The organism is Pseudomonas sp. MPDS (assembly GCF_013283895.1).
GTDB classification, from domain to species: Bacteria; Pseudomonadota; Gammaproteobacteria; order Pseudomonadales; family Pseudomonadaceae; genus Aquipseudomonas; species Aquipseudomonas rhizophila.
Genome location: NZ_CP054128.1, coordinates 1,552,875 through 1,575,909 on the forward strand (window position 1 = coordinate 1,552,875; position 23,035 = coordinate 1,575,909).

18 protein-coding genes are annotated in these 23,035 nt (G+C 62.1%); 6 read left to right on the forward strand and 12 right to left on the reverse strand.

Going from position 1 to position 23,035, the window contains the following annotated elements; all coding sequences use genetic code 11:
- Positions 1 to 114 precede the first annotated feature (114 nt).
- A complete protein-coding gene (locus tag HQ912_RS06750) occupies positions 115 to 1,134 on the forward strand; it encodes an alpha/beta fold hydrolase (protein WP_173406598.1) in 1,020 nt (339 codons plus the stop codon).
- Between the two features lie 178 nt (positions 1,135 to 1,312).
- Here the strand turns inward: HQ912_RS06750 and HQ912_RS06755 are convergent, their stop codons facing one another.
- Entirely contained in the window at positions 1,313 to 2,194 is an 882-nt protein-coding gene (locus HQ912_RS06755; RefSeq protein WP_076383655.1) for a LysR substrate-binding domain-containing protein, read from the reverse strand.
- A gap of 115 nt (positions 2,195 to 2,309) precedes the next feature.
- On the opposite strand from HQ912_RS06755, the gene HQ912_RS06760 reads away from it, so the two are divergent.
- Entirely contained in the window at positions 2,310 to 3,947 is a 1,638-nt protein-coding gene (locus tag HQ912_RS06760; RefSeq protein WP_047230392.1) for a 5-guanidino-2-oxopentanoate decarboxylase, read from the forward strand.
- Positions 3,944 to 5,392: an aldehyde dehydrogenase family protein gene (locus HQ912_RS06765; protein WP_173406599.1), complete on the forward strand. Its 1,449-nt coding sequence runs from the start codon at positions 3,944 to 3,946 to the stop codon at positions 5,390 to 5,392. Before HQ912_RS06760 ends, HQ912_RS06765 begins: the two co-directional genes overlap by 4 nt.
- Before the next feature lie 153 nt (positions 5,393 to 5,545).
- Here the strand turns inward: HQ912_RS06765 and HQ912_RS06770 are convergent, their stop codons facing one another.
- Positions 5,546 to 6,475, reverse strand: a complete 930-nt coding sequence (locus tag HQ912_RS06770) for an AraC family transcriptional regulator (protein WP_047230390.1) — start codon at positions 6,473 to 6,475, stop codon at positions 5,546 to 5,548.
- A gap of 326 nt (positions 6,476 to 6,801) precedes the next feature.
- Here HQ912_RS06770 and HQ912_RS06775 point away from each other — a divergent pair, with 326 nt between their 5' ends.
- The gene (locus HQ912_RS06775) at positions 6,802 to 7,155 is read left to right on the forward strand and encodes a putative quinol monooxygenase (protein ID WP_047230389.1); all 354 of its coding nucleotides are present in this window, start codon (positions 6,802 to 6,804) and stop codon (positions 7,153 to 7,155) included.
- A 41-nt stretch (positions 7,156 to 7,196) separates the two neighbouring features.
- Positions 7,197 to 7,439 (forward strand): hypothetical protein, encoded by a 243-nt coding sequence (locus HQ912_RS06780; RefSeq protein ID WP_160893300.1) that lies wholly within the window; start codon positions 7,197 to 7,199, stop codon positions 7,437 to 7,439.
- 115 nt (positions 7,440 to 7,554) lie between these two features.
- Here HQ912_RS06780 and HQ912_RS06785 read toward each other — a convergent pair whose 3' ends face one another.
- The 7 genes from HQ912_RS06785 to HQ912_RS06815 all read right to left on the reverse strand — a co-directional run bounded on the left by HQ912_RS06785 (position 7,555) and on the right by HQ912_RS06815 (position 16,198).
- Entirely contained in the window at positions 7,555 to 8,175 is a 621-nt protein-coding gene (locus HQ912_RS06785; RefSeq protein ID WP_047230387.1) for a flavin reductase family protein, read from the reverse strand.
- A 339-nt stretch (positions 8,176 to 8,514) separates the two neighbouring features.
- A complete protein-coding gene (locus HQ912_RS06790; protein ID WP_173406600.1) occupies positions 8,515 to 9,042 on the reverse strand; it encodes a heme utilization protein in 528 nt (175 codons plus the stop codon).
- A gap of 302 nt (positions 9,043 to 9,344) precedes the next feature.
- On the reverse strand, positions 9,345 to 10,664 hold the full coding sequence (locus HQ912_RS06795) for an MFS transporter (protein ID WP_047227120.1): 1,320 nt from the start codon (positions 10,662 to 10,664) through the stop codon (positions 9,345 to 9,347).
- 297 nt (positions 10,665 to 10,961) lie between these two features.
- Positions 10,962 to 12,107, reverse strand: a complete 1,146-nt coding sequence (locus HQ912_RS06800; protein ID WP_107321948.1) for a CfaE/CblD family pilus tip adhesin — start codon at positions 12,105 to 12,107, stop codon at positions 10,962 to 10,964.
- A complete protein-coding gene (locus HQ912_RS06805; RefSeq protein ID WP_047227119.1) occupies positions 12,104 to 14,791 on the reverse strand; it encodes a TcfC E-set like domain-containing protein in 2,688 nt (895 codons plus the stop codon). Before HQ912_RS06805 ends, HQ912_RS06800 begins: the two co-directional genes overlap by 4 nt.
- Before the next feature lie 65 nt (positions 14,792 to 14,856).
- Positions 14,857 to 15,354: a CS1 type fimbrial major subunit gene (locus HQ912_RS06810; protein ID WP_047227118.1), complete on the reverse strand. Its 498-nt coding sequence runs from the start codon at positions 15,352 to 15,354 to the stop codon at positions 14,857 to 14,859.
- Positions 15,355 to 15,442: 88 nt separating this feature from the next.
- Complete coding sequence (locus HQ912_RS06815; RefSeq protein ID WP_076383662.1) at positions 15,443 to 16,198, reverse strand: fimbrial protein TcfA; 756 nt, start codon at positions 16,196 to 16,198, stop codon at positions 15,443 to 15,445.
- Positions 16,199 to 16,532: 334 nt separating this feature from the next.
- On the opposite strand from HQ912_RS06815, the gene HQ912_RS06820 reads away from it, so the two are divergent.
- Positions 16,533 to 16,862, forward strand: a complete 330-nt coding sequence (locus tag HQ912_RS06820; RefSeq protein ID WP_155417167.1) for a hypothetical protein — start codon at positions 16,533 to 16,535, stop codon at positions 16,860 to 16,862.
- Positions 16,863 to 16,980: 118 nt separating this feature from the next.
- Here the strand turns inward: HQ912_RS06820 and HQ912_RS06825 are convergent, their stop codons facing one another.
- The 3 genes from HQ912_RS06825 to HQ912_RS06835 form a co-directional block, all read right to left on the reverse strand.
- The gene (locus HQ912_RS06825) at positions 16,981 to 18,321 is read right to left on the reverse strand and encodes a sigma-54-dependent transcriptional regulator (RefSeq protein WP_076383663.1); all 1,341 of its coding nucleotides are present in this window, start codon (positions 18,319 to 18,321) and stop codon (positions 16,981 to 16,983) included.
- Positions 18,314 to 20,080, reverse strand: a complete 1,767-nt coding sequence (locus HQ912_RS06830; protein ID WP_076383664.1) for an ATP-binding protein — start codon at positions 20,078 to 20,080, stop codon at positions 18,314 to 18,316. The genes HQ912_RS06825 and HQ912_RS06830 overlap by 8 nt, the downstream gene beginning before the upstream one ends.
- A 77-nt stretch (positions 20,081 to 20,157) precedes the next feature.
- Positions 20,158 to 22,971, reverse strand: a complete 2,814-nt coding sequence (locus HQ912_RS06835; protein ID WP_173406601.1) for an RHS repeat-associated core domain-containing protein — start codon at positions 22,969 to 22,971, stop codon at positions 20,158 to 20,160.
- Positions 22,972 to 23,035: the final 64 nt, after the last annotated feature.

Genomic DNA, 23,035 nt, shown 5'->3' on the forward strand with positions numbered 1-23,035 from the left:
GTGGAGCGACCACTTGGCAATCTTCATCAAACTGTCACGCAACTGTGGCAGCGCGCTTGAACAAACTTCATCAGACTCGCGCTCTACTGGGGTTCTGCGTTTTGGTGTTTCTTCATGCGTGTATTTATCTTTCTGGCCGCGTTGTTGTTCGGCCTGCCGTCGATTGCGGCTTCTCGATGTGATGTCAACGTTGCGACCCAACGGGTCGATCTGGATCAGGTCAGCCTGGCGTACCAGAGCATCGGCCGTGCCTCCGACCCGGCGTTGTTGCTGGTGATGGGCTTGGGCGGGCAGTTGATACATTGGCCGGACGAGGTGGTGGCGGCCCTGTGCGAGCAGGGCTTTCGGGTGATTCGCTACGACAACCGCGACGTGGGCTTGTCCGCCTGGCGTCAGGCGCCCGGCAGCGCCAACCTGGCCTTTGAAGCCTTGCGCTACAAGCTGGGCCTGCCCGTGGCCGCGCCCTACACCTTGACCGACATGGCCGACGACGGCTTGGGGTTGATGGACGCGTTGCAAGTGCAAAGCTTTCACGTGCTGGGGGTGAGCATGGGCGGGATGATCGCCCAGCATATGGCGGCCATGGCGCCGCAGCGGGTTGAGAGCCTGACCCTGATCATGACCAGCTCGGGTGCCGAAGGCCTGCCGGCACCCAGCGAAACCCTGGTGCAGCTGTTGTCCCGGCGCAGTGCACCGAATCGTGAAGTTGCCCTGGAACAACAGGCCGATCTGCTGGCCGCCCTGGGCAGTCCGATGGTGGTGGATGATCGTCAAGCACTGTTGCATCAGGCCGCCCAGGCCTATGACCGGGCCTTCAACCCCGAAGGCGTGCAACGCCAGATCATGGCGATCATGGCCGAGCCGAGCCGGGTGGCGCTGCTCAATCAACTGCGCGTGCCGACCCTGGTGGTTCACGGCACCGCCGACCCGTTGTTGCCGGTGATGCACGGTGTGCACCTGGCGGCGCACATCCGTGGCAGCCGCCTGAAGCTGATACCGGGCCTGGCCCACCGGTTTCAAGAAGCGTTCAAGGAACCGTTGCTGGGGGCGGTGTTGCCCTACTTGCAGCAGCATCGCGAAGACACCTCGCATTGGGCGCAGATCGAGCCGGTGCAGGTGCCGAATCTGCTGTAGCTTTTCCCGTGATAAGGGGACTGATCTGTGGCGAGGGGATTTATCCCCGCTGGGTTGCGAAGCGACCCCAAAACTGGCGCCTCGGTATGTCAGGCTGATCATGTTCGATTGCTTGGGGCCTGCTGCGCAGTCCAGCGGGGATAAATCCCCTCGCCACAGGGGGCTTGCGGTGAAACAGCTAGCGCGTCTGCGCCTGCTCCACCAACCACTCCATCAGCGCCTGCAACTGCTCCGACGCTCCGGGCTTGCGCGGATACACCAGGTGATAGGCCAACCCGGTCCTGACCTTCAGTTCGAAGGGCATCACCAGTCGCCCGGCGTTCAGGTCGTCGCCGATCAGCGACCAGTCGCCAATCGCCACGCCCGTGCTTTGGGAGGCCAGGGACATCGCCAGGTCCAGGGTTTCGAAATGCTGGCCTTTGCTGACGTTGCTCAGTTGCACCTGCGCAGCCTCCAGCCAAGCGTTCCAGTCGCGCTCGTCACTGGTGGGATGAAGCAGCAGATGGTGTTGCAGGTCGGCGGGTGAGCGCAGCGGCACCGGACCTTCAAGCAGTGGACGCGAACACACCGGTGTCAGTTGTTCGTCGAACAAGTGCAGGCTCGTCAATGAAGGCGCGGGCGGCGGCCCATAGACCACCGCGGCGTCGAAGGTTTCGCGCTGGAAATCCACGCCGTGGCGGACGGTGGTGGTCAACTCCACCGGTATGTCCGGTCGTACCTTTTGCCATTGCAGCAAACGCGGCATCAGCCAGCGCAGCACGCAGGTCGGCGCCTTGAGTCGCACGCTCTGGCGTTTCTCGCCGATCTGCTCCACCGCTTCCGCGATCAGGCCGAACACCTGTTGCGCCCGTGGCAACCACGCCTGTCCCTGCGGCGTCAGGCTCAGGCCCCGTGCCTGACGCAGGAACAGCGCGTAACCCAAATGCTCCTCCAGCCCGGCGATCTGCCGGCTCACCGCGCCCTGGGTGATGTGCAACTGTTCCGCCGCCCGGGTGAAGTTGCAGCACTGGGCGGTGATCAGAAACGTGTGCAGCGCCGGGAGCGGAGGAAGTCGTTTCATTTGGAATCGAGCCATGATGTAGGGACATGGCTAGTATGACTTTTTATCCATTGTTGCGGCTATGGCCTGGCCGTTCCAATAACGCCATTCCCCGAAAACAAGAAGGTCAGTGGCAATGGCGACGTGCGGCGAAGTATTGGTCAAGTTACTCGAAGGTTATGGCGTGGAGCAGGTGTTCGGGATTCCCGGCGTGCACACCGTCGAGTTGTATCGTGGGCTGGCCCGTTCCAGCATCCGCCATGTGACGCCGCGTCACGAACAGGGCGCCGGCTTCATGGCCGATGGTTACGCCCGCGTCAGCGGCAAGCCCGGTGTGTGCTTCATCATCACCGGCCCCGGCATGACCAACATCACCACCGCCATGGGCCAGGCCTACGCCGATTCGATCCCGATGCTGGTGATCTCCAGCGTGCAGTCCCGCAGCCAGTTGGGCGGCGGGCGCGGCAAACTCCATGAACTGCCGAACCAGAGCGCGTTGGTGAGTGGCGTGGCGGCGTTTTCCCACACGCTGATGTCCGCCGCCGAGTTGCCGGGAGTGCTGGCCCGGGCTTTCGCCTTGTTCCAGGCCGGTCGCCCGCGGCCGGTGCACATTGAAATTCCGTTGGACGTTCTGGTCGAAGACGCCGATGCCTTGCTCGCCACAAGGCCAGTGAACATCAGCCGTGCCGGGGCCGCGCCGAGTGCCGTGGCGCAGATGTCGGCGATGCTGGCGAAGGCCCGCCGGCCGCTGATCCTGGCCGGTGGCGGCGCCATTGATGCCGCCCGCGAACTGACCGAACTGGCTGAATGCCTCGGCGCCCCCGTGGCATTGACCATCAACGCCAAAGGCTTGTTGCCGTCGCGTCATCCTCTGCTGATCGGTTCCACGCAAAGCCTGGTGGCCACCCGAGCACTGGTGGCCGAGGCCGACGTGGTGCTGGCCATCGGCACGGAGTTGGCCGAGACCGACTACGACATCACCTTCGCCGGCGGCTTCGAAATCCCCGGTGCATTGCTGCGCATCGACATCGACCCGGACCAGACCGTGCGCAACTACCCGCCGCACCTGGCGCTGGTGGCCGATGCCCGCAGCGCCAGCCAGGCCTTGCTCGATGGGTTGAAGCAACAATCCCTGACCCAGCGCAACAGCGATTGGGGCCAGGTGCGTGCCGCGCGGTTACGGGCGGATCTGGACCGGGACTGGGACGTCGCGACCCGCGCGCAGACCTTGTTCATCGACACGGTTTTGCAGGCCTTGCCCGACGCGGTATTCGTCGGTGACTCCACACAACCGGTGTACACCGGCAACCTGACCTTCAACCCGGAACATCCACGTCGCTGGTTCAATGCGTCCACCGGCTACGGCACCCTCGGCTATGCCTTGCCGGCGGCCATCGGCGCCTGGCTCGGCGGCATCGATTCGGGTAAGGGGCGCCCGCCCGTGGTGTGCCTGATCGGTGATGGCGGCTTGCAGTTCACCCTGCCGGAGCTGGCCAGCGCCGTGGAAGCAGGCGTGCCAGTGATCGTGCTGCTGTGGAATAACCAGGGTTACGAAGAGATCAAGAAATACATGGTCAACCGCGCCATTGAACCGGTGGGCGTGGACATCTACACCCCGGATTTCATTGGCGTGGCCAAGGCCCTGGGCTGCTTTGCACAGGCGGTCGACGGCGTGGCGCCATTGCGCGCCGCATTGCTGGAGGCCCACGACCGCCAGGGCCCGACCCTGATCGAAATCGATCAGGCGCGCTGGATGCTGGGGGTGGCCCAATGAGTTTCCCCACCACCCAGGACGGCCTGTACATCAACGGCCAATGGTCATCGGGCGATCAGCATTTGCGGGTGATCAACCCGGTCACCGAGGCGCTGCTGACCACGGTCAATGGCGGCGATGAGCGCGCCGTCGATCAGGCCTTGAACGCGGCGACCCAGGCTTTGGCGCAATGGTCGAACACCACCGGCGCCGAGCGCGGGGCGCTTCTGCGCCGTATCGCCGTCGGCGTGCGGGCCGCTCGTGAGCGCTTGATGCACCTGCAATCGAGCAATAACGGCAAACCCCTGTTCGAAGCGGCCATCGATGTCGACGACGTGGTCGCCACCTTCGAGTATTACGCCGAACTGGCCGAAGGGCTGGACGCTCGGCAGGACAGCCCACTGGCATTGCCCAGCGATGACTTCAGGGCACGCCTGCGCCGCGAACCCTGCGGTGTGGTGGGCTTGATCGTGCCGTGGAATTTCCCGATGGTCACCACCGCCTGGAAGCTCGCCCCGGCCTTGGCTGCCGGCTGTTGTGTGGTGCTCAAACCTTCGGAGGTGACACCGCTGCCGGAGTTGGAACTGGCGTCGATCATCGCCGAGTGCGGCTTACCCCACGGCGTGTTCAACCTGATCTGCGGCACGGGGCTGGCCGTGGGCGCGCCGCTGGCGACAGATCCGCGCGTGGCGAAGATTTCCTTTACCGGCAGCAATGCGGTGGGGGTGCAGGTGATGCAACGGGCGGCGGAAACGGTGAAGGGCGTCAGCCTGGAGCTGGGTGGCAAGTCGTCGCTGCTGGTGCTGGCCGACGCTGATCTGGAGCTGGCGGTGGAGCTGGCCTGTGGTGGCGGTTTCTTCAACGCCGGACAAATGTGCTCGGCCACCAGTCGCGTGCTGGTCGCCGATGAGCTGGCCGACGAGTTCCTGCAACGGCTCAAGACTCGCGCCGAAGCGATTCGCGTGGCTGATCCGTTTGACCCTGACGTGGAGATGGGCGCGCTGGTCAACCAGGCGCAATACCAGCGGGTGCTTGGGCATATCGACCGGGGCTTGAGCGCCGGGGCGACGCTGGTGTGCGGCGGACAACGCCCCGCGCATTTGCCGCGCGGCTATTTTCTACAGCCGACAGTCTTCACCGACGTGCCTGTGGACAGCGAGCTGTGGTGCGAAGAAATCTTCGGGCCGGTGCTGTGTGTGCGCCGTTTCACCTCCCTGGAGCAAGCGATTGCCCTGGCCAATGACAGCCGTTTCGGCCTGGTGGCCAGTGTCGTCAGTCGCGATACCGAAGTTGCCGAACAGGTGGCCAATGCACTGCAGGCGGGACTGGTGTGGATCAACGCCCCCCAAGTGATCTTTCCCCAGGCGGCGTGGGGCGGTTACAAGCAGAGCAGCATGGGCCGCGAGTTGGGGCCTTGGGGGCTGGCGGCGTTTCAGGAGATCAAACATGTGGTGCGGGCGGTTTGAATGCTAGAAGTGGGCTGTCTTTACTGGCCCCATCGCGAGCAGGCTCGCTCCCACAGTTGATCTGGGTGAACGGAGAATTTGTGTTCAACACAGAGCCCTTGTGGGAGCGAGCCTGCTCGCGATGAGGCCGGCACAGCCAACCCAAAAATCAGCTCAGACGGTCATCCGCAACCGCGCCAGATCCCGCAGCGGCGGCGCGCCGAACAGGCGGCTGTACTCGCGGCTGAACTGCGAAGGGCTTTCATACCCCACCCGATACCCCGCCGCCGAAGCTTCCAGCCCTTCGGCCAGCATCAGTCGCCGGGCTTCCTGAAGGCGCAGTTGTTTCTGGTATTGCAGCGGGCTCATGGCCGTCATGGCCTTGAAGCGGTGATGCAGGGTCGAGACGCTGAGGTTCACTTCCCGGGCCAGGTCATCGATGCGCAACGGTTGCTCGAAATGGCCATTGAGCCATTTGATCGCCTGGCTGATGCGATGGCTCTGACTGTTGGTAATGGCGATTTCGTACAGCCGATAGCCCTGAGGGCTGCGCAGCAGGCGGTACAGAATCTCCCGGCGCACCAGGGGCGCGAGCATGGCGATGTCTTTCGGGCTGTCGAGCAAGCGCGTCAGGCGCAACACGGCGTCGAGCATCGGCGTGTCCAAGCGTTCTACATACAGGCCGCGACCGGTGGGGCGCGTCGGTACGCCGAGGGGGCCTGCGTCGGCAATCAGCGCGGTGATTTCCGCCGGATCGATGTCCAGGCGCAGGGCCAGGATCGGCTGATCGGGCGAGACGCTGGCGATGCAACCACTCAGGGGCATCGAGACCGAGACCACCAGGTAATGGAGCGGATCGTAGTTGAACAACTCATCCGCCAGGCGCACCTGCTTGCTGCCCTGGGCCATGATGCACAGCGCCGGTCGCGCCAGCACCGGTGCGAATTGATGGGCTTGACTGTGGCGCGACAGATTCAGCGAGTCGATGGCCGTGGCGTAGTTGCCGTCTTCACTGGTATTGCGGGCGATGATCGACGCCAGTTCGGCGCGCTGTTGTTCCAGATACGTGTCCAGCGGGACGTGGGCGTGGTCAAGCGGCGACATGCCGGAATCCTCGGGAAAGGGGGAGCGATGAGCAGAGCTTATGTTTGTGCAAGTTGCAGTGGTAGCCACATCCTGTCGAAAGCTTGCCTGATCCTGCACGGTGCATCGATTCACCATGGCTTAATGTGACAAAAACTTGCTTGAAACCTTTTGTTTCAACTTTCCCGGATCCTCGCGGATGAAGGACCGATTGGGTCCCGCTCCCGCGCAGGATTGTGCAATGGGTCGGCAGGAATCGACTAACCAGGCTGGCGTGGTGGCGCTTAACCTTTGATCCTGTCGCAGCCTGTCCCGGGCTGCACAACGGATTACCTGGGAGGTTGAACATGTCTACACAGATCCCCGTCAGTCACATGGCCTTTGTGCGGGCCCGTTCCGGTTGCTCCAAGCCATTGGGTGCACGCCTGAGTACGCTGATCACGCCTTCGCGCCAGGCTCCCGGATGCCTGCATTTTGCCTTGCAGCAATCGCAATGCGACGCCGATCTGTGGCTGGTGTCCGGGCTCTGGGTCAATCAACAGGCGATGGATGCTTATTTCAACTCACCGGCCATGGCGATCTTCGCCGAGCTGGTACAGGACCTGGTGGTGAGCAGCCTGGATTTCCACACCTTCCGGGAAGTGTCCGCCGCCCAGGCGACCGAAGGGTGCCTGGCGAAGGTACACAAACTGGCGGGTTGAAGGTTTAATGAGCGTCATTTTCCATCGCCAGGATGCGCAATATGGCACGTAAAGCCTTTGAAACCTTCGAAGCTGTTTCCGCGGTCGTCCCCAAAGAGGGCGGCTACTACGCGGCGATTGCCACCAAAGCCATTGGTGGTTCCGGTGCGCCGCGTTTTAACAAGGTGCTTGAAGATCAGACGTTCAAGACGGCCACTGATGCCGACTCGGCGGCGGCCATTGAGTTGACCCATCTCAAGGGTGTGGGCGATGAGGGCGAGCTGATCTGGAACCCGCGAGATTAACGTTATGGGAGCAAGGCTTACCCGCGATGCAGTCACCTCGGTTCAAAAGACAGGCCGCGTTGTCTTCATCGCGGGCAAGCCTTGCTCCCACAGATAAACGCTGTGTCGTGCACTGCTATTGAGGACGGTGCATCTTGAACAGCGCCTCGGGACCCAACTGGAAATAATCCGCCGGCCCGCCGCCGCGCAAAATCGGCTCGGCGGCGGCGGTGTCGTATACCCCATCCTTCAACAACCATTTGGCGATATGCACGGCGACCACCTCGCCGAGAATCAGCCAACTGGGCACCAATGCCTTGTCCGCGCGCTGCAACTGGATGATCTGGGTGACCTTGCATTCGAAGGACACCGGGCTTTGCGCCACGCGTGGCACCTGGATCACCCGTGATGGCGCTGGCGTCAAACCGGCCAGTTCGAATTCATTGACCTTTGGCGCGACCATGGCGCAGCTCTGGTTCATCTGCTCGGCCAACGGGCGTGTCGCCAGGTTCCAGGCGAATTCGCCGGTCTGTTCGATGTTGTTCAGGCTGTCTTTGCGCCCGACGCTGCAGAAGCCGATGATCGGCGGAATGTAGTTGAAGGCGTTGAAAAAACTGTAGGGCGCCAGGTTCAGGTGCCCTTCGGCGTCCTGGGAGGAAATCCAGCCGATGGGGCGTGGGCCGACGATGGCATTGAACGGGTCGTGGGGCAGGCCGTGGCCGTGGGCGGGTTCGTAGTAGTGGATGTCGTCGGGCATGAGGCGAGGGTCCTGGGGATGGATTTTGAGGATGTTGTGGATAGTGCAGGGGGCGACTGTTTTTGTCAGCACCTGGCAAGCCTGCTCACTCATTTGCTCTTCAGGGTTCACGGAACTTTCGTCTGCCACACAATCCTGTGGGAGCGAGCCTGCTCGCGATGACGGTGTAGCAGGGGACGTAGGGGTTGAATGTGCTGACCTCTTCGCGAGCAGGCTCGCTCCCACAATTTGTTCTTCAGTGAGACCACTTTTGTGTTGGGCTTGAGGCTGACCGTTTTCCTGTACCCCAAAAACAACTAAGCCCGGCCGAAGCCGGGCTGTGAGAGAGCCTCGTTGGGATTAGCTGAGAGAGGCGGTGTTGGTGCGGTCAAAGCCGTCTTCAGCGATAGCGTTCGAGCCAGTGCGGTCGAAGCCGTCTTCAGCGATAGCGTTCGAGCCAGTGCGGTCGAAGCCGTCTTCAGCGATAGCGTTCGAGCCAGTGCGGTCGAAGCCGTCTTCAGCGATAGCGTTGGAGCCGGTGCGGTCAAAGCCGTCTTCGGCGATAGCGTTGGAGCCGGTGCGGTCAAAGCCGTCTTCAGCGATAGCGTTCGAGCCAGTGCGGTCGAAGCCGTCTTCGGCGATAGCGTTGGAGCCGGTGCGGTCGAAGCCGTCTTCAGCGATAGCGTTCGAGCCAGTGCGGTCAAAGCCGTCTTCGGCGATAGCGTTGGAGCCGGTGCGGTCGAAGCCGTCGGCGGCAACGGTGGCAGCGCCGGTGCGGTCGTAACCGTCAGCGGCAATGGCCGACTGAGTGCGGTCGAAGCCATCGGCGGCGAAGGTGTTGGCGGCCAGTACGGACAGGGTCAGGGCGAGGATCAGTTTGGTTTTCATGGTCGTTCTCCGAAGTGGTTGGCGTTGATCGCCTTGGGTGTGGAATTCATATTACGCTTGTTAAATCGATTAAAAAGCGCAAAAAAACGCTCAAACAAATCGTATTTATCGATTGGTTGCTCGTTGTTACTGATCGGCGATAAATGTCATCACCGGCGTACCCGAACAGCGTTTTGGTGAGGATGAGGATGTAGGGCGGGCATTAACCAGAGATTAATGTCGGATAAATCTTCGGACACGAGGCACAAAAAAAGGGGCGAACCCATTCAGGTTCGCCCCTTTCGTTTTTGTGTGTGCGCAGGTCAGTCGGTCAAGATCCGCGAATGCTTGCGGGTGTCTTTCATGGTGATGTAGACCAGCAGCGACACGGCGATGCACGCCGTCACGTACCAGTAGTAGCCGGTTTCCATGCCGATGCTCTTGAACCACAGGGCGATGTATTCAGCGGTGCCGCCGAAGATCGATACGGTCAAGGCGTACGGCAAACCGACGCCCAGGGCGCGGATCTCGGTGGGGAACAGCTCGGCTTTGACCACGGCGTTGATCGAGGTGTAGCCGCTGACGATGATCAGCGCCGCCATGATCAGGAAGAACGCGCCCCACCAGGTCTGGATGGTGTGCAGGGTGGTCAGGATCGGTACGGTGAACAGCGTCCCCAGGATGCCGAAGGCGATCAGGATCGGCCGCCGACCGACCTTGTCCGACAAACCGCCGATCAAAGGTTGCAGGCACATGAACAGGAACAGGGTGGCGGCGGAAATGGTGGTGGAGTCGGAAATGCTCATGCCGACCGTGTTCACCAGGTATTTCTGCATGTAGGTGGTGTAGGTGTAGAACGCCAGGGTGCCGCCCATGGTCAGGCCGACCACAGTCATCAACTCTTTTGGATGGCGCATCAAGGTGCGCATGGCGCTTTCCTTGGCTTTTTCCTTTTTGGTGAACGACTCGGTTTCTTCCATGCCGCGACGCAGGTACAACGCCACTATCGCGCACAACGCGCCGATGGCGAATGGAATGCGCCAGCCCCAGGCATACAGCTCTTCGGTGGTGAGGAACCGTTGCAACACGATCAGCACGCCGAGGGCGATGAGTTGGCCGGAGATCAGGGTCACGTACTGGAAGCTGGAGAAGAAGCCGCGACGTTCCTTGGTGGCCATCTCGCTCAGATAGGTTGCCGAGGTGCCGTATTCACCGCCCACCGATAGGCCCTGAAGCAAGCGGGCCACTACCAGCAGGATGGGGGCACCGACGCCGATGGTTTCATAGCCGGGGCTCAGGGCGATGATCAGCGAGCCGAAGCACATCAGGTACACCGAGGCCATCAGCGCCGCCTTGCGGCCGGCGCGATCCGCGTACAGGCCCATCAACCAGCCACCGATCGGACGCATCAGGAAGCCCACGGCGAAGATCGCGGCGGTTTTCATCAGTTGCGCGGTGGAGGACCCGGCCGGGAAGAATACTTTGGCGAAGTACAGCGAGAAAGCGGCGTAGACGTACCAGTCATACCACTCGACCATGTTGCCGACCGAACCGCTGAAAATCGACTTGATCCGGCTGGCAGTGGTTCTTTCACGGGCGGGCGCGGCGGCCGACCCGAGGGGAAGGGCGTTGGAGTTATCCATTGAAGGATCCTTCGTTTAATTGTTTTTGTGGAGCGCGTGGGAACGCAGCCTGCCAGGGCTATAGCAGGAGCTGTGCCAGGTGGGAGAAGGCCGGTCTAGAGGGGTTTTGAACGCTGGGTGAGCGGATTGGCGCTCATTTTTGCTGTGGAATGAGCGGGAATCCGCTCATCCTTGAGGTCATCATTCTTGGCTGCTGGCCTCATCGCGAGCAGGCTCGCTCCCACAGGGTTCTGTGTATGCAGGTCCAATGTGGGAGCGAGCCTGCTCGCGATGGCGCCAGTACCGACACCCGAAGGCTCAGGGCGACGAGGTTGAAGGCGTGAACTCCAGGTTCAGCTCTCCCCGATATTGCCCGGTATTCTTGTCGATCTGCCGAAACTGCGGCGTCTCCAGGGTGATCGGCCAGGGCGTGCACACGACCGGGAAGGGGACGTTGGGCAAGCGCACGGCGCGGATATCGGCATTGTTGATACCGGTAAAGGTCACCGGTTGACCTGAGACATGCTGTGTCTCGCCCAGGTTGGCGGTGCGGGTGCGAACTCGGTATTCGATACGGTTACGTTCGTCCGTCCCCCCGGAGGTGTGCTTCACGAAGAAGCGCCCGGCCATGCCGGGTACGGGGTTTTTGTCGGTGACGCGCATTTCGAAACGCTGGCTGTTGGAGTTGTAGCCGTCGTAGAGGCAGGCATCGACGACAGCCTGGCCGGAGACGATACCTCCGGGGCCATTGATCAACGGGCGGGTGCGCAGGTTCAGGTCCACCTGCGGGGTGCTGATGCCGTGGGCGGGCAGGTAGATCTGCACGTTATTGTGATCGGTCACGTCCAGCTTGAAATCGACGGTGTAGATATGGGCGTCTCCGATTGGCTGCGAGTAGAACCTCCTGAGCTTCATGACCAATTGCGCCGTCCAGATGCCACCGGCAGGCAATTTGGCGAGTTCTGACCGAGGAATCCAGAGGGTGGAGGCCGTACCCGTCGCATCCACTCCCTCGCAATTGCCATGTGATGTCGAGGTCAGCATCCAGGTGCTGGAACCCCACACCCCGCAGGGGCTGTGGATCGGGAGTCTGCGTGTAATGTTGCCTTTGACGGTCAGAACCACGGACAGTCGGCTGCGTTTCTCCGTGAAACGCAGCTTTATCTCGGTGGTGCCATATCTGCCTCCGGTGGTGGTCAGGCACTGGCCTGTTGCTGGATCGGTGTTGGACAGACAGACAAAATGCATTGTCTTATAGCCTGCGCCTGCCACGGGCTGTTCGTGCCAGCCATGGGTCATCCGCGTCCAGATGTAATGATCGGCGGGCGGAGTCGAGCGGTCGAATTGCAGCATCTCGGATTGATAGTGGTTGCTGGGATGGATGTCCCCGAGCGCCGGTAGCGCAGCGAACGCGCCAATCAGTGCGCCAAGGCGACGGGCCCAACGGTGAAAGATCAGATTCATGGCTGGTTTCTCTTGTCTGACGATAACGCGGCGCTGCGGCGCGCGGTCCAGCGTTCCAGTCGGTCGGGGTCGCGCAGGTCTCTGGGCAGAGCGTCCAGGGTGGTGCTCTGGCAGGTCAGCGTGCCGACCTGGCGCAAGCTGCTGCGAGCGGTGGCCGACTGCACGGCGCAGGCATGCACGCCGTTCAGGTCCAGGGCGAACAACGGTTGCGGGGGCTTGTTGAGATCGACGACGAAGCTGCCGTCCTCGGCGGTTTCCATCATCGCTGCGTTGAGGATGGCCGCCTGTGCCAGCGGTTGTCCCCGGGCGTCCACCAGGCGTCCGATGTAGGTGTAGCTGAGGCTGGACTCGATGCGCTGCACCGCCAGCTTGCCGGGTGGCAGGAACCAGTCGCGGCTGCCGTTGCCGACATTCACCGAGCTCAGGTTCTGGCGCGAGGCATCGGCATCGCTGATGCGAGTCTGGGAGACCTCGAAGCCATTGATCGGAATCAGCCGTTTCTCGCCGAAGCCGATGCTGGTCTGGGCGCCGTAGCCGCCACTGACCTTGGCCGCGGCGCCGGTGGCGTTTTCCATTGGCGCAGCGACGATGCCGACGGCGGCGCCAGGGCCTGTGCCGCCCTGGCCGGGGCCCCAGAAGAAACCTTCGCGCCCCAGTGCCAGTGAGGAAGAGTGGTTGCCGCTGAGCCCAGGGCGTGAATCATGCCGGTCACCGCCGCGCTGTGACATCGCCAGGCTCGTTTCGCCCCAGCTACGTTCGAGTCGCCCGGCCAGTTCGGCGTCCCAGCGGCCCAGGTCGTCGTAACCCAGCCCGGTATTCATCTCGTTGCGACCTTGCTCGCTGTCCCAGACACGGGTATGGGCCAGGCTGGTCCGGACGCTGTCGCTGGCGGCCTGCTCGCGGCGCGCGTCCAGGCCGACACTGGTCTGCCGGAAGCCACCGGATGTCGAGCGCTCGTTATGGGACAGACTGAGGCTCAGGTACAGGCCGTGGTCGGTCGGCCGATTGCCGCTCTGATTGCGAAACGCGCCCACGCGGTGGGTGAGGTGGAACTGGCCCAGGCGATGCCCGCGAGAGAACCCCACCTGCAGGGTGCGGGCCCAGGTGGCGGTGGTCAGTTCGTCGGTCAGGTCCGGCTCGCCGGGCAACGTGTTCCAGTAGTAGGACGGATTCACCTGGGCATAACGGTTGTAGCTATAGCCGGCGGTGAGGGCGCCGCCGGCCAACGGCAGCGATGCGCTGGCCGTCAGCGATTCGTTGCAGCCACTCTGCTGGTAGGTGCGGCGGTTGTGCTCGCAGGACGGGCTGCGCAGCGAGTAGCGATAGAGATTCCAGGACAGGCCATGGTTGAACGTGAACTGCTGGCTGTTGCCGCTCGCCCCGTCGTTCCCCTCCAGGAGGGCGGCCGACAGCGACCAACTGCTGGCGCCCAGCGTGCCGGCCCAGTCCAGGCGGCTTTCGTTGTAGAACGCGGTGTCCAGCCAGGTGATCGCGCTGGTGAGCGCCAGGTTATCGAGCAGTGGTACCCGCAGGCCGGTCTGGGCCACGGCGGCGGGATCTTGTTCGTACAGGGAATGCTCGGCCGTGCGCCCACCCTGTAAAAACCATTGCACGGTGTCATCCCCCAGGCCGTTGCCGTCGGTGCGGCTGAAGGGCACGGTTTCGGTACGGGTTACCTGGCCGTTTTCGATCACCCGCAGGGTCACCGGATAACTGCCGTTGGGGAAGGTTCGGGTGTCGACGTTCTGCACACCGGCATCCAGATAAGAAGTGGAGAGCAGTTCTTCGCCGCGAAAGGCATCGACGCGGGCGCGTTGGGTCAGGATCAGGGAGATGGGCGTGCCCTGTCCGACGACGTCGCGATTGAGGTAGGCCAGGGTGGTGCCGACACGGGCGCCGTCGATCCGGCCCAAGGGCAGCAGGCTGAAGTTGAAGTTGCCGCCTTCGGCGCTGGACAGGTTGCTCATGTCCATGCGTCCCGCCTGTGCGTAGTGTTCACGGTCGAAGTCTCGCCGGTAGTAGGCGTTGTTGAATTCCAGGTTGCTGTCACTGCCGCGCTTGTTCTGGTTGGCCTGATAGGTCCAGGTGAACCCCAGGTGACTGTTTTCTCCCAGGCCGAGTGCGCCGAGGCCGCTGGCACCCAGGGCGCGGTAACTGTCGGACTGGGCGATATTGATGTTTTGCCGGTGGACGAGGGCATTCTCTGCCTCGCTCGGCGTGTGCAGCCGCAGGGCCGAGGCCTCGTTGGTCGGCAGCCAGTCCTTGCGCAGCAGGACCTGGAGACGGGCCCCGGCCTCATCGAGAATCACGGCCACTGCCTCGGTTTCGAGATAGCCGCAACTCGCCTCGCTGGCCAGGCCGTAGGAGCAGGCCAGCTGGCTATTGCTGGGCAAGGGCTGTGACAGTAATGGCAGCAGTTCCTGAGGCGAGGCCAGTACGCCGGCTTCCACCAGCAGGGCCGCGATGCGCTCAGGTTGCTTGAATTCGATCCGGCCGGGCTGGACCAGCACCGGGTGCACGCCGAGATTGCGGTTGAACAGTTGTAGTTCGAGCTGTTCCACCTGTCCTTCGACCAAGGCTTCGAAGCCGGCCGGCACCTGAGTCAAGGCGTCGGTCGCGGCCCAGGCGCCTTCGGCCAGCGCCCATGAAAGGGAGATGGAGATAGCTGTGAAGTGGCGTTTCATACGTGGCCTTGATGCAGGAAAGGGGGTACGACGACGCCGTACCCCCTTGGGAGGAACGGTTGTGTTTACGGTTGCTGAGTCAGCACCAGGCTGACGATGCCTTCATAGCGGCCAGCGTTTGCGATAGCGCCAACGGTGGTTTGCTTGATCTCCAGCATCTGCTCGATCGAGCCGCTGGTCGGGTCGCCACCGGGGAACAGGTCGGCCGCCGACAAGGCGACGCCGGTGGTGCTCAGCGTTCTGCCACCAAAGGTGACGGACAGGGGAACCGCGGTGGAAGCCGGGTTGGTCATGTTGGCCAGGACGGGGCTGGTGATCAGCCTGATGGTCATGTCCTTATCGGTGTCATTGCTGAAGACCCGCGTGCCCAGACGGGTGGGTTGCAGACCCGCACCCGGCAGGTAGCTCATCTCCATGGAGGGCGGCAGGGCACTGCCATCGGATTGGAGCAACTCCAGCGTCGGATCGACATCGGCATAGACCAGGATGCTTTTCTCAACCGCCAGGGCGGGCATCGAGACCAGTGCGGCCAGTGCCAACGGGGCGAATTTGAGCAGTTTCATGGGGTGTTTCCTCTTTTCTATGGGTGAACAGGAGCCCAGCCATGTGCAGGCACATGGCTCAGATTGAAAAATGTGAGGGGGGAGTGGGTTACGGCAGCACGGCCAAAGTGCGTGGCCGTTTGTCGTCGCTGGTCACAAAGCGCATGAGCAGGTTGCCGCTTGTGCCGGATGCCTGGACAGGGAGCGTGCTGCCCGGATACAAGCTGCGATTGACATCGTTCCAGAGGCAGTCTTTTTCGCCCTTGACGTCGGTGCAGCGTCCGACCTGCAATACACCGATGCGCACGTTGCCGTCATTGCGTAGCGCGTCACCGCTTTGTTGCAAGCCGACGCTCATTTGACGGTCATCGGGCAGCAGCCGCACCAGCGCGCCCCAGATCAGGTTTACGCCGATTCTGGGTTGCGTGCCTTGCGGGTCGTCGTCTTCTGCCGCCAGATCCTGTGGAGCGGCCACTGGCTCGAAATAAACCCGGTAGACGGTTTCCTCGCTGGGCATCGCCTGCGCGATAATCCGTACCGTGCGGCTGGCGCCGGGAGCGAGTACCGTGCGTTGTGGCGACACGACGATACCCTTCGTATCGGCCGCAGACACTGGGCTTTCGTGTTCATCCGGCGTGCCCGGGCGCTGGATCTGGACCACACTGACCTTGATGTACTGCACCTTGTCCGACTTGGAGTGCAGCTGGATCTGTCCAATGCCATCCTGCTCGGCGCCGATCGTGCTGGTCATCGGATAAACCACCAGATTGGCGGTCGCCGGCGACGATAAGCCGAACGCCAGCATCAAAAGCGCCAGCTTGCCCAAGGCAGCCCAACGGTGGGTAAACGTTTGATTCAAATCCATGTCAGACCTCAAGTAAAAAAGCTAAAAACTCAACGTTATTCAATGCGTCTGCTGAAGCGCTCTTGCCTTCGATGAAGGTCGGTGACGAGAGGGAAGAGTCTCACGACTAGAGGCGAGCTATATTTACGACACTTCCTTTTGTGCTACAGATGCTTCTCTGTTCCATGTAGGAAATTTCCAGAGTAGATTCCAGCCCTGACGCTCCGACACGCTTGCTCCCGTGATTTGAGGTTACTTCCCGGGTGTACAGCGTCGGTACGGGCCATGGTGGTGACTCCTGTGAGGCGAAGATGATTGCTGTTTGTCCGAATTATTTTGGTGGGATAGTTACACCATGTCAATAGATTTGGTGGGATATATCCACGTTCGTCTGCGCGAGGAGATTGACCGTTGTGGGTTGTCATTGGCCGCGGCATCCCGTGCCGCTGGTGAATCCAGCCCGCAGCGTTTGAAAGAAGTGGTATCGGGGCGGCAGAAATGCCCGGCCGATCTGGTGGCCAAACTGGTGGTTATCGGCGTGGACGCGCAGTACGTCCTGGTCGGTGAGCGCGCCCAAATCGCCAAACCGCCATTGACGCCTGATGAGGAAATGCTACTGGAGGCCTACCGGGCACTGGACGTGGCCGACCGGAAACGAATGCTCGCCGGCTTGATTTCGGGCTAGCGGGCAGCCTTATCGCGAGCAGGCTCGCTCCCACATTTCGACCTGTGTACACATCACTTCTGTGGGAGCGAGCCTGCTCGCGATGAGGCCAGTTCAGCCGCCACAAAAAACGCCAACCCTACAAAAACATCTCCCGACTCAACCCATGCCGCTGCATCTTTTCATTGAAGGTGCGACGCGGCAGCTGCAATTCCTCGAGCACTGCTTTCACATCGCCCTTGTGCCGCGTCAAGGCGGCGCGCAGGCATTGAGCTTCGAAGGCTTCCTGCTGGGCGGCTAGGGATTGGCCTGGCTCCGTGTCGAGGACGCGGGGTTGATCCAGTCCCAGCAGGTGACGCTCGGCGACGTTGGCCAGTTCACGCACATTGCCGGGCCAGTCGTGGCCGAGCAAATGGCTCAACTGCGCACCGCTCAAGGGCACGGCGGGGCGACCCAGGCGTTCGGCGGCGTTGTGGGTGAAATGATCGAACAACAAAGGAATGTCCTCGCGCCGTTCACGCAATGGCGGCAGGCGTAGCTCGGCGACGTTCAGGCGATAGGCCAGGTCTTCGCGAAAACGTCCGGCGCGGGCTTCGTCGAGCAGGTCGGGCTTGGTGGCGGCGATGATGCGCAGGTCCACATGGATGCTCTGGTTCGAGCCCAGGCGTTCGAGCTTCTGTTCCTGTAGCACCCGCAGCAACTTGACCTGTTGAGCCAGGGGCATGCTCTCGATTTCATCGAGAAACAGCGTGCCGCCGTCGGCGTATTCGAGCTTGCCGATGCGCTTGCCCTGGGCGCCAGTGAAGGCGCCGCTTTCATGGCCGAACAGTTCAGCCTCGAACAGCGGTTCGGGAATGGCCGCACAGTTCAATGCCACGAAGGGTTTGTCTGCCCTGGGACCGAAGTCGTGCAGGCAACGGGCGACCAGCTCCTTGCCGCTGCCGGTTTCGCCGCGGATCAACACGTTGACCGGCAGTGTCGCCAGGTCCAGCACCTGGCGACGCAGGTTTTGCAGCGCCCGTGAAACCCCAAGCAGTGTCCCATCGAGCTTGTCCTTGACGTCGGCCTGCTCGTGCAGACGACGGTTCTCCAATACCAGCGTGCGCTTGTCCAACGCCCGGCGCAGGCTGCCGAGCAGGGTTTCGGGCGTGAAGGGTTTCTCCAGGAAATCGTAGGCGCCGTCGCGCATGGCTTCCACGGCCATCGGCACGTCGCCGTGGCCGGTCAACAGGATCACCGGCAGGTCCGGGTCGCGTCGGCGCACTTCGGCCAGCAGCTCCAGGCCGCTGAGCCCGGGCATGCGCACATCGCTGACAATCACCCCCGGGAAATGTCCTGGCAATTGCGCCAGGCATTCTTCGGCGCGACTGAACAACTGCACTTCAAAACCCGACAGGCTCAACCATTGCTCCACGGCGCTGCGAATGCTGGCCTCGTCGTCGACGACGATGACCTTTTTCAATGTGCAAGGGTTAAGCATGCAACTGCGCCTCCTGATCGATCGGCAAGGTCACGCAGAACTGTGCGCCGTTTTCATGGTTGTCCGCCGTCAGTCGTCCACCCGATTCATGAATGATTGCAAAGGAAACCGCCAGGCCCAAACCCAGGCCGTCGCCCACTGCCTTGGTGGTGAAGAACGGATCGAACACCTGGCTCAGGTGTTCCTCGGCGATCCCGGTGCCGCTGTCACTGACCGTCAGGCGCCACAATTGCTCATCGGCTTCCAGGCGCACTTCCAGGCGTTTGAGCGGCTGGCCGGCCATGGCATCGAGCGCGTTGCGCAGCAGGTTGATCAGCACCTGTTCCAGACGGATTGCATCGCCACTCACCCACGCCGGGCGGGTCAGGTGCAGCACCGTACTGACCTGTTCGTCCCGCAGGCGTGTGTCCAGCAGTTGCAGTGCCTGATCCACCACCACCGCCAGGTCGAGGCGTTCGCGCAGGCCGCTGGGGCTTTTGCGGGCGAAGGTTTTCAGGTGGCCGGTGAGTGCAGCCATGCGGGTCAGCATGTCGTCCAGGGGTTTGATGGCTTTGTAGGCATCATCGACCCGGCCATGGTCCAGCAACAGGCGCAGGGTTGCCAGTTGCATGCGCTGGGCCGTCAGCGGCTGGTTGATTTCATGGGCCAGGGCCGCCGACATCTGTCCCAGGGCTGCGAGTTTGGCCGATTGCACCAGTCCGTCCTGGGCGGTGCGCAAATCCCGGGTACGTTCTTCTACCAGCCGTTCGAGTTCTTCACGACTGCGCTGGCGCAGCTTTGCCAGGCGCCAGCGCTGGTTGAGAAACAGCAACAGAAACACCAGGGCCAGCCATAGCCCGGCGGCGGCGAGCCCGGCGTTGCGACGGTCTTCGAAGGCGATCTGCGGGCGGCGCAGCAAGTGCAGCGTCCAGCCTTCGGTGGTCAATGGCAGGGACTCCCACAGGTAATCCACGGCACCGTCGGGGGCCTCGACCCGGGCCAGATGACTGTTGTCGTCAAAGCGTCGCAGCGGCTTGACGGCCAAGGGTTGCAGCGGTTGCTTGTCGTATTGGCGAGTGGCCTTGAGCTCGGCGTGGTCGCTGTCGGTCAACGGCTGCAAGTGGCGATAACGCCAGCCCTCTCGGTTGGCGATGAAAATGATGCCCCGGGCATCGCTGACCAGCAGGGTGTCGCTGCCCTGCCGCCATTCGCGTTCCAGCTCGGGAAACTCCAGCTTCACGACCATCGCCCCCAGGAACTCACCGTTGTCGTCGGTCACTGCGCTGGACAGGAAGTAGCCCGGAATGCCACTGGTCACACCCACCGCATAAAACCGTCCGGTGCCCTGGGTGCGGGTCTGGAGGAAATACGGCCGAAAGCCATAATTGTGTCCGACATAACTGCTGGGCAGACGCCAGTTGCTGGCCGCGACGGCCAGGCCGGTGTGGTCGAGCAATTCCAGTGTGGAAGACTTTGCGGCGCCGTTGATCTGTTCCAGTTTGCGATTCAGCGCGTCCTGTTGCGCGGTGCTGACCGGCCCCTTGAGGGCCGAGCGCAACTCGGGGTCCAGCGCCAGCACGGCGGGCAGGGCGCGGTAGCGCTCGATCAGGGTATGCAGGGAGTTGGCGTACAACGCCAGTTGCTGGTTCGCACGGCTGGCATCCTCTTCCAGTGCCTGGCGTTCGGCGTGCCGCACGGCCAGGGTTGCGGCAATGATGGCGCCGCTGAGGATCAGCAGGGTGTACAACGACAGACGCAAGGGACGAGGCATTGCCGGCATGTGACTGTTTCAAGGACTGGGCAGGGACAGGCACGATAGCATGCCGTCTGCCCGCGGTGATGCGCCTCGCTCCGGCGTTATCGGAGCATGCTTTGTGTCTTCCTCAAGCGGCCGATGGTTGCTTCCATCTCCCTTCTCAGGCTTTGAGGCGTGTCGCCACTGGACTGGCCGATTACTTTGCTGAGCGGTCGGTAGGTATTGACTGCGTCAAGTTCCGCCTCGGCAAACAGCGTCTCGATGTGGGCCATTTGTGCGTTCAATATTTCCACCATGCCGTTGATGTGCGCATCTGCCCGAGCGATTTTCTCCTCGGTCAGTTCATGGCTTGCGGCGCCAATTTCATGAATGATCTCAATGGTTCCCAAAACAATGCTGGTCACGGCTCCTATTTCGCTGGAGGCCACGGTTCCTGTCGCTTTCAGCGCGATCTTGGTGCCAGTGCTGGTCACTTCCTTTCCCGCTTTCAGGACGTTTTTCTGGGTGGGCGCGCTGACGGCGTGGGCCAGATCCCGGGCTTTTGCCTTGGCATAGTGAAAGAGGTCAAGATTCTTGTATTCGCCTTTCTTGACGATTTTTTCAGGGTCCAGTTTCCGGCTCTTGAAGTTGACCGCTGCGCTCAGGCTCAATCGTTCCAGCGCATAATCCAGGCCAACGCTCACCGCTTTGCTGGTGACGAACCCCAGCGCGGCGCCCATGACGATGCCGGGTGGTCCCGCCACGCTGCCCAGCGCCGCGGCGCCGAAGCCTACCGCGAGTCCCGTTCCGTAGCTGACAACCTGTGCACCGACGTGACTACCCACACGTACCGCAGAGGCCTGGGCGTGCGCTGTTGCCGAGCGATGGCTGGCCAGTTGAGTTTGCGCTTCGCTGGCTCTGCGTGAAGTCAGCTTCATGATGTCCGTGAACTTTTTGATCTCCCTGTCCAGCCGGTTATAGTTTTTCCAGCGTTGCCAATAGGCTGCGCTCTGCGCTTTTCTAGCGTCTCTCTGCGCCGGGGTCTCTAGTATCAACCCTTGGTAGTCGGTCAACGTCATCGGGTTATTGCCGACAAATCCATACAGATTCAACCCATCCACATCCCCCGCCGGGTCCGCACTGACCCAGCGCTGCAACCACGGGGCGTAGTAACGTGCGCCGTAGTAATACAGCCCGCTGCTGTCCATTTCCTTGCCTGAATAACGAAGGGTCTTGTAGTCGACTTCAATTCTGGAACGAGCGGCGTGCCAGGCGGTGCCGCCAAAGGGGTAGTAGTGCTCGAGGCTGATCAAGGCGCCGTGACGGTCCAGCTCCAAGGTGCTGGAACCCAAATGATCGTCGAGGGTGTAGCGCAATTGGTCGGCTTCGATGTCGCTTGGCTGGCCGGCTTCCCAATGCAGGCAACGAACACTGCCATGGGCCAATGCACAGGTGACCACGTGCAGTTGTTCGCCGTGGCTGCTGGTGCGGATTTCAAGGCCTGGCAAATATCGCGTTTCGTGGCGAGTGCTGGCGGTGGTGTGGGTCTTGCTGACCCGTTCGCCCTGGCTGTAGAGGCAGGTTTCGTCATCGTTCAGCAACCCGTTGTCGCGTTTGAGCAACGTGACTTTAGTGAGCTGGTCGCGGGCGTCCCACACCAGCGACTGCGTGCCGCGTTGCAGGTACAGCTGGTTGCCATGGGCATCGAACAGCGCGTCGAAATCCGGCTCCGGATCGCCTTCGGTCCACTGCACGCCTCGGTTGCTGTGAGGGTCGATGCGCAGTGTCCGGGTGTGATTGTTGCCGTCGCGAACATGGCGCAGTCGGGTCAGGTTGTGGCTGGTGTCGTAGTCATACAGCTGGGTGTAGTTGAAACGGTGGCCGGGGTCGATGGGGACGATCGGCTCGGGTAAGCCGGGATGCAGCTGAGGTGTCTCGCCCTCGAAACCGCTGGCGCTGATCAAACGGTAGAGCGAGTCGTAGGTGAAGTCGCGATGACCGTCTACGCGCTGGTTGGCAAAGTACAGGGGGGCGACGGTATGGTCTTCGATACGCAGCACATTACCCATGGGGTCATGGAAGTACGTCAGGTTCTGGAGCAGGGCTTGTCCGGGTTTTCCGGTCTTGAGGGTGCTCAGTTGATCGTTGGCCGGGTCATAGGTCCAGCGGCTGGTCAAGCCGTTGGCCGTATCCTGGCGCTCGATCTGGCCGGCGGCGTTGTAGCGGGCGTCCAGCAGAATGGGTTGTGGCGTGTCCTGGTCCCTGAGTTGCAGGTCCACCTGTTTGAGTTGCCCGCCGATGTCCAGCCGCAAGTAATGTCGGTGGCCAGCGGCGTCGGTCCTGCTCACGGGCGTGCCAAGGGCGTCGAGGGTCTGCTCGCAGATGTGGGGGATGGCATCGGCAAAACGGCGGACCTGGCGTAACGGCTCGCCCGTCAACCCGTAACTGTCCAGCTGCACGGTGCCGGAGGGATCGCTCTGCTCAATCAACTGCCCGCGCAGGTTGTAATCGGCATCGGCCGTGGCATCGGCGTAGGTGAAGGCGTCGACCTCGGCCCGGCCGTTTTCCTCCAGGGCTATCGGGCGCAACTGATGGTCATAAGTCACGCGCCAATGATGGGCGCGTTGATCCCAGCGCTCGCGGGACTCACCCGCCAGGCCCGGTAATATCAGGCGCCATCCGGCATCGACGCTGTCGGTATGCAGCGGCTGACCGGTGAGGCTATGCAGCGTTGTCAGGTTGGGTTTGGGCGCGTGACCGAAGAGGCGAGGGTCCCACTGCTCGACGATATGGCCGATGCTCTTGTGGTGCTTGCGCGATATCAGCGCGACGGCGGGGGGCGATGCCTGGTTGCGCAAGTAAGTGGTTTGCCGCACAGGCAAGCCACGGCCATCCACGGCAACGACGTCCGGAGTGCGCAAATGCACGGTACTCATGGGGCTCTGGCCTCCAGAGGGGTGTCAGTCTGAACCTTGATGCAACGAGGAACGGAGCTGCCTG

Coding starts and splice junctions, on each gene's coding strand:
- HQ912_RS06775 (WP_047230389.1), top strand. CDS start 6,802: ATGTCTACACAGATCCCCGTCAGTCACATGGCCTTTGTGCGGGCCCGT.
- HQ912_RS06825 (WP_076383663.1), bottom strand. CDS start 18,321: ATGCTTAACCCTTGCACATTGAAAAAGGTCATCGTCGTCGACGACGAG.
- HQ912_RS06755 (WP_076383655.1), bottom strand. CDS start 2,194: ATGAAACGACTTCCTCCGCTCCCGGCGCTGCACACGTTTCTGATCACC.
- HQ912_RS06820 (WP_155417167.1), top strand. CDS start 16,533: ATGTCAATAGATTTGGTGGGATATATCCACGTTCGTCTGCGCGAGGAG.
- HQ912_RS06800 (WP_107321948.1), bottom strand. CDS start 12,107: ATGAATCTGATCTTTCACCGTTGGGCCCGTCGCCTTGGCGCACTGATT.
- HQ912_RS06765 (WP_173406599.1), top strand. CDS start 3,944: ATGAGTTTCCCCACCACCCAGGACGGCCTGTACATCAACGGCCAATGG.
- HQ912_RS06810 (WP_047227118.1), bottom strand. CDS start 15,354: ATGAAACTGCTCAAATTCGCCCCGTTGGCACTGGCCGCACTGGTCTCG.
- HQ912_RS06770 (WP_047230390.1), bottom strand. CDS start 6,475: ATGTCGCCGCTTGACCACGCCCACGTCCCGCTGGACACGTATCTGGAA.
- HQ912_RS06835 (WP_173406601.1), bottom strand. CDS start 22,971: ATGAGTACCGTGCATTTGCGCACTCCGGACGTCGTTGCCGTGGATGGC.
- HQ912_RS06785 (WP_047230387.1), bottom strand. CDS start 8,175: ATGCCCGACGACATCCACTACTACGAACCCGCCCACGGCCACGGCCTG.
- HQ912_RS06815 (WP_076383662.1), bottom strand. CDS start 16,198: ATGGATTTGAATCAAACGTTTACCCACCGTTGGGCTGCCTTGGGCAAG.
- HQ912_RS06760 (WP_047230392.1), top strand. CDS start 2,310: ATGGCGACGTGCGGCGAAGTATTGGTCAAGTTACTCGAAGGTTATGGC.
- HQ912_RS06790 (WP_173406600.1), bottom strand. CDS start 9,042: ATGAAAACCAAACTGATCCTCGCCCTGACCCTGTCCGTACTGGCCGCC.
- HQ912_RS06750 (WP_173406598.1), top strand. CDS start 115: ATGCGTGTATTTATCTTTCTGGCCGCGTTGTTGTTCGGCCTGCCGTCG.
- HQ912_RS06830 (WP_076383664.1), bottom strand. CDS start 20,080: ATGCCGGCAATGCCTCGTCCCTTGCGTCTGTCGTTGTACACCCTGCTG.
- HQ912_RS06805 (WP_047227119.1), bottom strand. CDS start 14,791: ATGAAACGCCACTTCACAGCTATCTCCATCTCCCTTTCATGGGCGCTG.
- HQ912_RS06780 (WP_160893300.1), top strand. CDS start 7,197: ATGGCACGTAAAGCCTTTGAAACCTTCGAAGCTGTTTCCGCGGTCGTC.
- HQ912_RS06795 (WP_047227120.1), bottom strand. CDS start 10,664: ATGGATAACTCCAACGCCCTTCCCCTCGGGTCGGCCGCCGCGCCCGCC.